The organism is Saccharicrinis aurantiacus, from assembly GCF_947489045.1.
GTDB lineage: Bacteria > Bacteroidota > Bacteroidia > Bacteroidales > Marinilabiliaceae > Saccharicrinis > Saccharicrinis aurantiacus.
Genome location: NZ_CANLCN010000001.1, coordinates 190526 through 202815, shown reverse-complemented (window position 1 = coordinate 202815; position 12290 = coordinate 190526). Strand labels below are relative to the sequence as shown.

The window sequence follows — 12290 nt, the reverse complement described above, 5'->3', positions numbered from 1 at the left end:
TGACACAACACTAAAGAAGATGAAGGTTAGTAACGAACTATTAGAAAAATATAATGTGCAGGTACCTCGTTATACGAGTTACCCACCTGCAAATCATTTCAACGATACTTTTTCAGGTGATGATTACACCTCATTAATTACAGCTTCAAATCTGAGCGATCCGAATCACATTGGATTCTATATTCACATTCCGTTTTGTAAACAAATCTGTTTTTATTGTGGCTGTAACTTCATTGTAATGGTAAACGACGATGCTGTTAAAAAGTATATTGATGCCGTTAAAGAAGAGATCAGACTAACCATTAAAGACATTGATAAAAGCAGAAAAGTTACTCAAATTCATTATGGTGGAGGAACGCCAAATGCAATTAACTCGGTTTTCTTAAAAGAATTGAATCAATTATTATTTGATAATTTTGAATTCATTGATAACCCAGAGATTGCTATAGAATGTAACCCGGCACTATTAACATGGGAATATATGGACCAGCTATTTGATGCTGGTTTTAATCGTTTTAGCTTCGGAATTCAGGATTTTGATCCTGACATTCTTCGAAACGTAAACCGTTTACCATCTGCACTTCCTGTTGATGAATTGATTCAATACGTGAAAAAGCACGATCCAAAAATGTCGGTTAACCTCGACTTTATATATGGATTACCTCAGCAAGATGCCGAAAGCTTTGGTGAAACTATAAAAAAGGCAATTGCCATGCGTCCCGATAGAATTGTAACATTCTCATATGCGCATGTACCTTGGATGAAAACGCACCAACGTATTCTTGAGAAAAAGGGATTACCAAATGCTGAAGAAAAAATGGAAATGTTTTTAACCGCCTATAAATTAATGAAAGATGGTGGTTACATTCCAATTGGCCTTGATCATTATGCTCTTCCTGAAGATGAGTTGGCCGTTGCCTTAAACGATCATAAACTACATCGTAATTTTCAAGGATATTGTACCAAACGTACTACCGGACAAGTTTATGGTTTTGGAGTATCAAGTATTGGTCAATTAACCGAAGGTTATGCACAAAACACAAAAGATCAATTTAAATATATAAGCCAAATTAACAAAGGAATTCTTCCCGTTGAAAAAGGCTACAAGGTAAAAGCTCACGAGATTATAATACGTGAAGTAATTAATGAATTGATGTGTAATAAATATATCAATTGGGATAAACTTGGCGAATCATTAAATATATCAGCTGATAAAATAAAACAAACGGTTGGTTATAATGCAGAAGTATTAGAAAGCTTCAAAGCGGATGATTTATTAAACTACGATGAAAACGAAATTCATATTACTGAATTAGGTACCGTTTTTATACGAAACATTGTAGCTGCATTTGATCCAGCCTTGAAACAAAGCGAAAAACAATATTCAAAATCATTATAAGCCCAGCATATGAATACCCGTAAAGATATTGTAATTATTGGATCAGGATTAACTGGCTTAACGTTGGCTTATTATCTTACCAAAGCTGGTAAGTCAGTTTTAGTGATTGATAAAAACAAGCATATTGGTGGTGTAATTCAAACCATTAAAAAGGATGGTTTTACTTTTGAAATCGGTCCTAATACGGGTACTTTAAGCAATGCTGAAACAGTTCAATTATTTGAGGATTTAAAAAATGACGTAACGCTTGAAATTGCAAATCCTCAAGCAAATAACCGTTGGATTTGGAAAGACAACAAATGGAATTCGCTTCCATCAAACCCGATAGCTTTTTTTAAAACCCCTTTATTTTCAAGAAAAGATAAACTTGGTATTTTAAGCGAACCATTCAAACCCAAAGGAACTAACCCAAATGAAACATTAGCGGATATGGTTAGGCGACGCTTGGGTAGTAGCTTTTTAAACTATGCCGTGAATCCATTTATATCCGGAATTTATGCAGGTAATCCAGAAACCTTAATTCCAAAATATGCATTGCCAAAGTTGTATAACTTAGAACAAAAGTATGGCAGTTTTATAAAAGGTGGCTTCAAAAAGAAGAAGGAACCTAAAACCGACCTTCAAAAAAAGGCTACGGGTAAAGTTTTTTCGGCAGAGGGTGGCTTATCTAATTTGGTGAAAGCCCTAGTTAAAGCAATTGGTGAAGAGAACATCATTAGTGAAGCTAATGTTAATATTGATTATCAGAAGCCTGAGTATGTCAGCACAATTGTAACACCAAACGGTTCTCAAACAATTTCGTCTCAAAGAGTTATTAGTACAATTGGTGGCTATGCTTTAAGTAAGGTTTTCTCTTTTATTTCTGATAAAAATCTGAAACCAATAAACGACACAAAATACGCTCAGGTATGCCAAGTAATTGTCGGCTATAAAAAATGGCAAGGAATTCCTTTAAATGCTTTTGGAGGATTAAACCCAACCATAGAAAAACGTGATGCTTTAGGTATTTTATTTACGGGTTCGCTTTTTAAAGGCAGAAAATCAGAAGAAGGTGCACTTCTTTCAGTATTCATGGGAGGTGTTAGGCGTCCTGATATTTTTGAAATGACTGATGATGAGTTGACATCTATTGTTAAGAAAGAAATTAGGGAAACTCTAAAATCCAGTGAAAACCCAGATTTAATACATATAAATAGGTACAAACACGCTATTCCACAATACGAAATAACTTCAAAACATCGTTTCGAAACAATTAAAGAATTAGAAAAGCTATATCCGGGATTAATAATTGCCGGTAATATCAGAGATGGTATAGGTATGGCAGATCGTATTAAACAAGCCAAAGACATTGCTATCCAAATTATTGAAAACTCTTAGTTAATATGAGAAAAGCATTATTATTAGTAAATGTTGGTACGCCAGATAGACCAGACAAACCTTCAGTAAAACGTTTTTTAAAGCCCTTTTTAAACGATAAATACGTAATTGATATTCCTTGGTTAGCTCGTAAATTATTGGTTAACGGAATAATAATCCCTTTCAGACTAAATAATTCTACAGAATTATACAAACGATTATGGACTAGTAAAGGTTCTCCACTTTTATACCATCAAAATAGCTTACGCGATAAACTTAATCACCATTTAAAGGGTGAGTATACAGTATACTCTGCAATGCGTTATGGTAATCCAAGTGTTGAAAAGGCTTTACTTGAAATTAAAAAAAATAAGCATACTGAAATTAAGGTACTTCCCATGTATCCGCAATATGCAACATCAACAACATTATCAACAATAAAAAATATTGAAAGCCTATCTAAAAAGCTAAAAATTGAAGCTAATATATCTTTTGTCGATGAATTTTATAATCATCCTAAATTTATTGAGGCTTTCACAACTAATATTTTAGCAAAGCAACCGGATAGTTATGACCATGTAATATTTAGCTATCATGGCCTACCTATTCGCCAAGTTGAAAAATTACACCCGCAACACAGCGGAGTTCAATGCATATGCGAGAAACAGATGCCTGATTATGGCAGTAAATGCTATAAAGCTACATGTTACCAAACTACACGTTTATTAGCCGCTGCTTCTAACATCGATTCAAAAAATTACTCAGTATCATTTCAATCGCGTTTATCAAAAAACTGGTTAACTCCATTTACTGATGAATTACTGATGAAGCTACTTGCGGATGGAAAAAAGAAGATTCTTGTAGTTGCTCCAGCATTTGTAACCGATTGTTTAGAAACCATAGTTGAAATATCGTATGAATACGAACAAGATTTCCTAAAGGCTGGTGGCGAAAAACTCACGCTAGTAGAAAGTCTTAACGATTCAGATCATTGGGTAAAAGCCATTACCAATATTATTAACTAAGAATAAAAGTTTCGTTAACAAACTTTTAAACTAATATCCCCACAAACACTATATTTTTTATACCTTTGCGCTTTGATTTTTTTGGTTTAATATAAAATAAAAAGTACATGCCGAATACTAGGTATATATTTGTTACAGGAGGTGTTGCCTCATCATTGGGAAAAGGAATTATTTCAGCTTCATTGGCAAAATTATTGCAGTCGAGAGGTTATAAAGTAACTATTCAAAAACTTGACCCATATTTGAATATTGACCCAGGTACCTTAAACCCCTACGAGCACGGAGAATGTTATGTAACTGAAGATGGTGCTGAGACTGATCTAGATCTAGGTCACTATGAGCGTTTCTTAAATACTCCTACATCGCAAGCAAATAATGTTACTACAGGTAGAATATATCAAAATGTAATTAATAAAGAACGAAAAGGTGACTTCTTAGGAAAAACCGTTCAAATTATACCACATATCACCGACGAAATTAAACGTAACATCAAATTATTAGGCACAAAGCACAAGTTTGATGTTGTAATAACTGAGATTGGTGGTACTGTAGGTGATATAGAATCACTTCCATATGTTGAGGCTGTGCGTCAGTTAAAATGGGAATTAGGAAATAGAGCAATGGTTATACACTTAACATTGGTTCCTTTCTTAAATGCTTCTGGCGAATTAAAAACGAAACCTACTCAACACTCTGTAAAAACATTATTAGAAGCTGGAGTTCAGCCTGATGTATTAGTTTTACGAACGGAGAAAGAATTAGGTAGCGATATCAGACGTAAAGTTGCATTATTCTGTAATGTAAACCCACGTGCTGTAATTCAATCAATTGATGTTTCAACCATATACGAGGTACCTGTAAAAATGCAGGAAGAAGGTTTAGATGAAATTGTTCTTGAGAAATTGGACTTACCAATTAGCAAGAAGCCTGATTTAAAACTTTGGAAAAACTACCTTGACAAGATGAAAAATGCCACCGAAATAATTAACGTTGGTATTGTTGGTAAATATGTTGAGTTAGCTGATGCTTATAAGTCAATTATTGAAGCATTAATTCACGCGAGCACCTATAACGATAGAAAAGCTAAAATTCATTTAATACACTCTGAAGAAATAACTAACGAAAATGCTGCTAGCAAGCTTGAAGCTATGGATGCTGTTTTAGTAGCTCCAGGGTTTGGAAGCAGAGGTATTGAAGGAAAGTTATCTGCGGTTAAATATGCACGTGAGAACAATAAGATTTTCTTAGGTATTTGCTTAGGTATGCAATGTGCAGTTATTGAATTTGCACGTAATGTTGCCAACCTTAACAAGGCAAATTCTACCGAGATGGATCACTCAACACAATTTCCGGTTATTGATTTAATGGAAGATCAGAAAAATGTATCTGATATGGGTGGTACAATGCGTTTAGGAGCCTATGCTTGTAAGCTTAAAGATGATACCAATGCCTATAAAGCATACGAAGGGAATGAAACTTCAGAGCGTCATCGCCATCGTTACGAATTCAATAATGATTATATAGAGCAATTCGAATCAAATGGTATGATTGCATCAGGAACTAACCCGGATACTGATTTAGTGGAAATTGTAGAAATTCCAGAACTAGATTGGTTCACCGGTGTACAGTTTCATCCAGAATACAGCAGTACCGTATTAAAGCCACATCCAATTTTTATGGCATTTATCGAGGCTGCAATCAAACAACAAAAGAAATAAGCTAATTCTTAATAAAATTTCACTAAGAAATGGATAAAAATTCCGTTACAGGACTAGTACTTATAACCTTAATACTCGGAGTATTTTGGTGGATGAATAAGCCTAGTGAAGAAGAACTTGCCAAACAGCGAGAACTTAACAGACAAAATCAAATTGCCGCTTTACAAGAAAAAGAAGCTGCAAAAGACGCATTGCCAATTGCTGATAAAATTACAGAATCAATTGCTGACACAACGAGTGATGAAGAATTAAAAGCGAAATTTGGTTCTTTTTCAAATGCGATAAAAGGAGAAACTGAGTTTTCTACTTTAGAAAATAATTTGGTTAAAATTACTTTCTCTAATAAAGGTGGTAAAGTTTATTCTGTTGAATTAAAAGATTTTAAAACCTATGATGAAAAACCATTAATTTTATTTGATGGTGAAAACAATACATTTGGTTTTAACTTTTACCACAACAATAAACCATTCAACACAAATAACTTATTTTTTAATAAGTTAAACTCAAATTCTAAAACATCTATTGCTTACGCCTTGCAAACAGCAGATGATCAAGAATTGACCTTTACATATTCATTGCCTGAGGATTCATATATGATTGATATGACCATGTCTCAGAAGAATATGGATGGTATTATTCAAACCAATAGAGGTAGTTTAGACTTTGATTGGAAAGTTGATGTTTTCGCTCAAGAAAAGGGTAGAAAAAATGAACTTCAAAACTCAGGTATTTTCTTTAAATATGATCAAGATGATCTTGATAAAATACAAGGAAAATCAGGAGAAGAAGAAATTCGTACACCTTTAAAGTGGGTAGCCTACAAAGATCAGTTTTTTGCTTCTGTATTTATTGCAAAAGATAAGTTTACAAGTGGGTCTGTTGCTGCAGTGGTAAATGATATAGAAGGATCTCAAGTTATTTCTACTAACAAATCATCATTAGTAATACCTTATGAAGGTGGCATTGAAAGTTCTCAAGATTTTCAGTTTTATTATGGTCCAAACCATTATTTAACGCTTAGAAAGTACAAGGACATTGAGCTACACAAAATTATTGATCTTGGTTGGGGTATCTTTGGATGGATCAACCGTTTTGTTGTTATCCCTGTATTTAATTGGCTAGAAGGCTCAATTGCAAGTTATGGATTAATCATCTTAATTTTAACTTTATTAATTAAGGTAGCCCTATTCCCTCTTACATATAAATCTTATATGTCATCAGCTAAGATGAGAGTTTTAAAACCTCAAATAGATGCCATTAACGAGAAAATACCTGCTGATAAAGCTATGGAGCGTCAACAAGCCACAATGGGACTATATCGTAAAGCTGGTGTTAGTCCACTTGGCGGATGTTTACCAATGTTATTACAAATGCCTATTTTGTTTGCCATGTTCCGCTTCTTCCCTGCTTCAATTGAATTAAGAGGAGAAAGCTTTTTATGGGCAACCGACTTATCTACTTACGATTCTATTTTTGAGTGGACAACAAACATCCCATTAATTAGTAGCTTCTATGGTAACCATATTAGTTTGTTTACATTATTAATGGCAGTAACTAATATTGTTTACACTAAGATGAATCAAGAGATGACAGCATCTACAAGTCAGATGCCTGGAATGAAAAGCATGATGTATATGATGCCTATTATGTTCTTATTCATCTTTAATAACTACGCTGCTGGTTTAAGTTATTACTATTTCATCTCAACGTTAATTACTATACTTCAAACCGTATTAATTAGACGTTTTGTTGATGAAGAAGCTATTTTAGCAAAACTAAATGCGAATCAAAAGAAACCTCAGAAAAAGAAATCGGGTTTTCAAGCCAGACTAGAAGAGATGGCTAAGCAACAACAAAAAGCTAAAGCTGCTCAAAAGAAAAAGTAATATTATTTACTCTATACAAAAAAAGGAAGACTATTGGTCTTCCTTTTTTTTGTTTAATATATACTCGTTTACAAAATCTTCAATATTCGGAATAAATTCTACAAATGGATCTGTCCATCTATCCACTAAGTGCTTAGGTGGAACCACCACATTTAATGATAACGGAACTACTTTAACAATAGCCTTTTTTCCTAGCATTACCGGTTCTCCATCTATATGTCCCTTTATCTCATCATCACTTTCAATTTCAATATGCTTGGCTTTAGTTATCTCCTCAAAATCGTTTTGCTCCATTGTTTTACCAAACAAGGTTAACAATATAGCTCCTGCAATTATTTTAGGAAAACGATTTATAACACATACATCAACTAAGCCATCATCAATTTTAGCATTAGGGGCAATATAAACGTTATTTCCATATTGCGATGAATTAGCAAAGCTTATTAGAAATACATCTTTAAAGCTCTTTTCGTTATCTATAGTAACTTTAAAAAAGTTGGTTTTGTACTTTGCAAATTCAGCAGAAACTAGCTGTGCATAACTCAATGGCCCCCGTAACTTTCGTCCTTCAAAACTATGACTTATATGAGCATCAAAACCAACACCTGCAACATTTACTGAGCAAAACTGATTCACTTTTAGGGTATCTATCTTCCGAAGATTTATATAATTTAAAGCCTGAACCGCCTTTTGTGCACGTAAAGGTATTTGGAGGTAACGAGCTAAACCATTACCTGAACCGGCCGGAATAATAGCTAAGGCGGTATCTGTCCCTACTAAACGAGATGCAACCTCGTTTACAGTTCCATCTCCTCCAACGGCAACAACTACATCATAATCATCAACAGCTCCGGCAGCAAGTTCTCTGGCATGCCCTTTGTATTGAGTGTAGGCCACATCTGCTTGTACCTTATTTTTGTCTAATTCTGATTCAATTAATTTCTCAATTGTACGCTGCTTCCCAATTCCTGAAACAGGATTTATAAGAAATAGTAACCTATTCACCATATAACACGTAAGTTTTGTATCATTGTCGGTAACAAATGTAGTGAGAAATTTAACACTGATGATTTTTCAATAATAGATTTATATTAAATACTTTAAATATTAGAGAATGCAAGCATTACTTGATTTAGACAGTCAATTATTATTATTCTTAAATTACTTCCACACGGATTTTTGGGACAATTTTATGTGGATTATATCTAGCACAACTGTTTGGATACCTTTATACGTAATGATATTATATACCATTATAAAAAACCAAAAATATCAAAGTTGGATTTCTGTTATTGCCATAATCATTTTAATTGTGCTGTGTGATAGAGTATCCTCTGGATTTTTAAAACCAACAATAGCTCGCTTCCGCCCAACTCATGACCCGTTATTACAAGATTTTGTAAAAATCGTAAATGGATACAGAGGCGGTACTTATGGCTTTGTATCTTCACATGCAGCTAACACAATGGGAATAGCAGTTTTTACATCCTTGGTATTCAGAAACAAAGTTTTCTCAGCATTTATATTTATTTGGGCTTTAATAATATCGTATTCACGTATATATTTAGGTGTTCATTTCCCAGGCGATGTATTAGGAGGTTTACTATTAGGAAGCATTATCGCATTAATTGTATACAGAATATACATTACCTTAACGCCTCGATTCATAAGACTTACTTTTTTCAATGGTAAAGGTTTAAAACGTGGGGTAGCTGAACAGTTTCAATGTAAAGATATTTTGCAGATTGTATTTGCGGGTATCATTAGTTTCGCAATAATTTTACTTTCCTCTAAAGTTTTAATCTAACCTAGAAATTACTTAAATGTTAAATCTGTTTTAATTGCGATTTGTTTTTCTTAAATTGATAAGGACTTCAAATTTTAAAATCAGATGGCTTATGAGTACTACAACAATCACTTTTAACCAGTTAAGAAAGCTAAAAGACAGTCTACCTATTGGCAGCATGCGAACTATCGCTAATGATTTGGAATTAAACGTAGAAACAGTGCGGAACTATTTTGGAGGGTATAATTATCGCCAAGGCAGAAGTGTAGGGTTTCACATTGAACCCGGACCTGATGGTGGTATTGTTGAACTAGACGACACAACAATTTTACAACTTGCCAAAGATATTTTAGAGGGTAAGAAAAAAGTTTATGAGTACAACTAAGAACCAATAAAAAAAGGGCTGAAATTCAGCCCTTTTTTAGTATAAATAAATTTAATATTATTCTTGATACATTTTTTCTCGCTTCGCCTTTAAAGCTTCATCCGAAATATAATCATCGTAATCCATTTGCTTATCGATAATTCCATTAGGAGTTAACTCGATAATACGATTAGATACTGTTTGAATAAACTCGTGGTCATGACTAGAAAATAAAACAATGCCTTTAAACTGCGTTAATTTCTCATTAAATGCCTGAATCGATTCTAAGTCTAAGTGGTTAGTTGGAGTATCTAAAATCATTGTATTAGCATTCCTAAGCATCATACGAGATATCATACAACGCATTTTCTCTCCCCCTGATAAAACACTACTCTTTTTGAAGATTTCTTCTCCTGAAAATAACATTTTACCTAAATAACCTCTTAAGAACATTTCTGTGGTATCGCTAGAAAATTGAGCTAACCAATCTGTAAGATTTAAATCGTTATTAAAAAACTCTGAGTTATCTACTGGTAAATATGCTGTAGTAATTGTTTGTCCCCAACGATACTCACCTGTCTCTGGTTTTTCATGATCATTAATGATCTCAAAAAAGGCAGTCATCGCTCTAGGATCTTTTGATAAGAAAACGATTTTATCATCTTTCTCAACATTAAAAGATACATCTTTAAATAAAGTTTTCCCCTCAACGGTTTTACTTAAATTACGGACCTCTAATATTGTATTACCTGGATCTCTTTCTGGAGTAAAAATCAATGCTGGATACTTACGTGTAGAAGGTTCAATATCATCTACATTAAGTTTCTCAAGCATCTTTTTACGACTAGTTGTTTGCTTACTCTTAGCAACATTCGCGCTAAAACGAGAAATAAACTCTTGGAGTTCTTTCTTCTTTTCTTCTGCTTTTTTGTTCTGTTGTTGTTGCTGACGCAATGCTAATTGACTTGACTCATACCAGAAACTGTAGTTACCTGAGAACAATTTAACTTTACCAAAATCAATATCTACAGTATGCGTACAAATGGCATCTAAGAAGTGACGGTCATGGGATACTACCAATACAGTGTTTTCGAAATTAGAAAGGTAGTTCTCTAACCATTGTACCGATTCTAAATCTAAATCATTAGTTGGCTCATCCAACAACAAGTTTTCTGGCTTACCAAATAAGGCACGCGCCAAAAGAACCTTTACTTTTACTTTACCAGGTAAAGTTTCCATTTGCGAATAATGTAGGTCTTCTTTAATACCTAAACCGCTCAATAAGTTGGCTGCATCACTTTCTGCATTCCAACCATCCATTTCTGCAAATTTCTCTTCTAATTCAGAAGCTTTTATACCATCTGCATCCGAAAAATCTTCTTTGGCATACAATGCATTTTTCTCATGCATTACATCCCACAAAGGTTGATGGCCCATTAATACCGTATCTAAAACGGTTTGCTCATCAAACTCATGGTGGTCTTGCTTCAGTACCGATAAGCGCTCACTTGGTCCGTACACTACTGTTCCTCCTGTTGAATCAAGAGTACCACTTAGAATACGTAATAAAGTTGACTTACCAGCACCATTAGCCCCAATAATACCATAACAGTTACCCTGAAGAAATTTTAGGTTAACATCCTGGAAAAGTATTCTTTTACCAAACTGAATTCTTAAATTCGATACTGTAATCATTTGTATATGTTTTGCTTTATATCTAAAAAGGAGCGCAAAATTAATTATTTAAATTCACCAAACCTTACATTACCTCTTCTTATTTGTTAACTAATGTTTAATAATGATGATTTTTTAATGTTTATTGAAAATATCCCTAATTATTAACAGGCTTAATGGCAAATAAATATTTACTTAACTATGTTTGCCAAACAAATTTTATTCTTAGCAATATGAAATTACAGAAATTTAAAGATGTAGTATTAAATTATAAAGTTGTGTTTTTTGACGCCTATGGTGTGCTTAAAAAACATAACGGTGCAATTGAAGGTGTTAAGGAAATGTTGGATTTTCTTTTAGAAGAGAACATTCAGTTTTACATTATTACAAACGATGCCTCACGCTCTCCTGAATTACTAACTGAAGCATATCACAAAGAAGGTATTGATACAATTAAAGCTGAGAATATAGTTTCTTCTGCTATGATGGCTGAATCGTTCTTAAAAGAAAACATTAGCCCAGGGAAGAAAGTAGCATACTTAGGTAGAAAAAGCTCAGAATTCTATATGAAAAATGCTGAGTTAATTCCTGTAAAAATAGAGGAAGACTCTGAATATAATTATGCCGAGTTAGGAGCTATCATGTTATTTGATGATAGTGGATATGATTTTAAACAAGGTATTAATTGTACCTTAAATGCTATTAGATCAACTAACATTCCTGTTATTGTGGCTAACCCCGATTTAATTTATCCGGTTAACGATAAAGATACTGCTATTGCAATTGGTAGTTTGGCAAACATGTTTGAAGCTGTTTCTGATCGCAAGTTTTTTAAATTTGGAAAACCCTATGAAAGCATCTTTCAATTTGGCTTTAATATGGTTAACGCAAAGCAAAAGATTGAAAAACGAGATATTGTAATGGTTGGGGATACTTTAGATACTGATATTATTGGAGCCAATAATTTTGGCATTGATACTGTACTTGTTCTATCGGGTAGTACCCTAGCCAATCAAGCAGAAAAGTTGATTAAAGATAAAAATATACATCCGAATTATATTTGCAACTCGGTATTAGACTAA

At 33.5% G+C, this 12290-nt stretch carries 10 protein-coding genes; 8 read left to right on the top strand and 2 right to left on the bottom strand.

Annotated features, from left to right (window positions below):
• Positions 1-19: 19 nt before the first annotated feature.
• The 5 genes from hemN to yidC all read left to right on the top strand — a co-directional run bounded on the left by hemN (position 20) and on the right by yidC (position 7384).
• Positions 20-1399: an oxygen-independent coproporphyrinogen III oxidase gene (gene hemN / locus QMO11_RS00805; protein WP_282035583.1), complete on the top strand. Its 1380-nt coding sequence runs from the start codon at positions 20-22 to the stop codon at positions 1397-1399.
• A 9-nt stretch (positions 1400-1408) separates the two neighbouring features.
• Positions 1409-2776: a protoporphyrinogen oxidase gene (gene hemG, locus QMO11_RS00800; protein ID WP_282035582.1), complete on the top strand. Its 1368-nt coding sequence runs from the start codon at positions 1409-1411 to the stop codon at positions 2774-2776.
• Between the two features lie 5 nt (positions 2777-2781).
• Positions 2782-3780: a ferrochelatase gene (gene hemH, locus QMO11_RS00795; RefSeq protein ID WP_282035581.1), complete on the top strand. Its 999-nt coding sequence runs from the start codon at positions 2782-2784 to the stop codon at positions 3778-3780.
• A 107-nt stretch (positions 3781-3887) separates the two neighbouring features.
• A complete protein-coding gene (pyrG, locus tag QMO11_RS00790; RefSeq protein ID WP_068472596.1) occupies positions 3888-5498 on the top strand; it encodes a CTP synthase in 1611 nt (536 codons plus the stop codon).
• Positions 5499-5527: 29 nt separating this feature from the next.
• Positions 5528-7384 carry a membrane protein insertase YidC gene (yidC, locus tag QMO11_RS00785; protein ID WP_282035580.1) on the top strand — a complete coding sequence of 619 codons (1857 nt, stop codon included), beginning with the start codon at positions 5528-5530 and terminating at the stop codon, positions 7382-7384.
• 30 nt (positions 7385-7414) lie between these two features.
• On the opposite strand, the gene QMO11_RS00780 is transcribed toward yidC, so the two are convergent.
• A complete protein-coding gene (locus tag QMO11_RS00780; RefSeq protein WP_282035579.1) occupies positions 7415-8392 on the bottom strand; it encodes a diacylglycerol/lipid kinase family protein in 978 nt (325 codons plus the stop codon).
• Positions 8393-8498: 106 nt separating this feature from the next.
• On the opposite strand from QMO11_RS00780, the gene QMO11_RS00775 reads away from it, so the two are divergent.
• A complete protein-coding gene (locus QMO11_RS00775) occupies positions 8499-9191 on the top strand; it encodes a phosphatase PAP2 family protein (protein ID WP_282035578.1) in 693 nt (230 codons plus the stop codon).
• 91 nt (positions 9192-9282) lie between these two features.
• Entirely contained in the window at positions 9283-9555 is a 273-nt protein-coding gene (locus QMO11_RS00770; RefSeq protein WP_068472590.1) for a DNA-binding protein, read from the top strand.
• 57 nt (positions 9556-9612) lie between these two features.
• On the opposite strand, the gene QMO11_RS00765 is transcribed toward QMO11_RS00770, so the two are convergent.
• The gene (locus QMO11_RS00765) at positions 9613-11229 is read right to left on the bottom strand and encodes an ABC-F family ATP-binding cassette domain-containing protein (RefSeq protein WP_068472589.1); all 1617 of its coding nucleotides are present in this window, start codon (positions 11227-11229) and stop codon (positions 9613-9615) included.
• Between the two features lie 212 nt (positions 11230-11441).
• Between QMO11_RS00765 and QMO11_RS00760 the strand changes: the two genes are divergently transcribed.
• Positions 11442-12290: an HAD-IIA family hydrolase gene (locus tag QMO11_RS00760; protein ID WP_282035577.1), complete on the top strand. Its 849-nt coding sequence runs from the start codon at positions 11442-11444 to the stop codon at positions 12288-12290.

Coding starts and splice junctions, on each gene's coding strand:
- hemN (WP_282035583.1), top strand. CDS start 20: ATGAAGGTTAGTAACGAACTATTAGAAAAATATAATGTGCAGGTACCT.
- hemG (WP_282035582.1), top strand. CDS start 1,409: ATGAATACCCGTAAAGATATTGTAATTATTGGATCAGGATTAACTGGC.
- hemH (WP_282035581.1), top strand. CDS start 2,782: ATGAGAAAAGCATTATTATTAGTAAATGTTGGTACGCCAGATAGACCA.
- pyrG (WP_068472596.1), top strand. CDS start 3,888: ATGCCGAATACTAGGTATATATTTGTTACAGGAGGTGTTGCCTCATCA.
- yidC (WP_282035580.1), top strand. CDS start 5,528: ATGGATAAAAATTCCGTTACAGGACTAGTACTTATAACCTTAATACTC.
- QMO11_RS00780 (WP_282035579.1), bottom strand. CDS start 8,392: ATGGTGAATAGGTTACTATTTCTTATAAATCCTGTTTCAGGAATTGGG.
- QMO11_RS00775 (WP_282035578.1), top strand. CDS start 8,499: ATGCAAGCATTACTTGATTTAGACAGTCAATTATTATTATTCTTAAAT.
- QMO11_RS00770 (WP_068472590.1), top strand. CDS start 9,283: ATGAGTACTACAACAATCACTTTTAACCAGTTAAGAAAGCTAAAAGAC.
- QMO11_RS00765 (WP_068472589.1), bottom strand. CDS start 11,229: ATGATTACAGTATCGAATTTAAGAATTCAGTTTGGTAAAAGAATACTT.
- QMO11_RS00760 (WP_282035577.1), top strand. CDS start 11,442: ATGAAATTACAGAAATTTAAAGATGTAGTATTAAATTATAAAGTTGTG.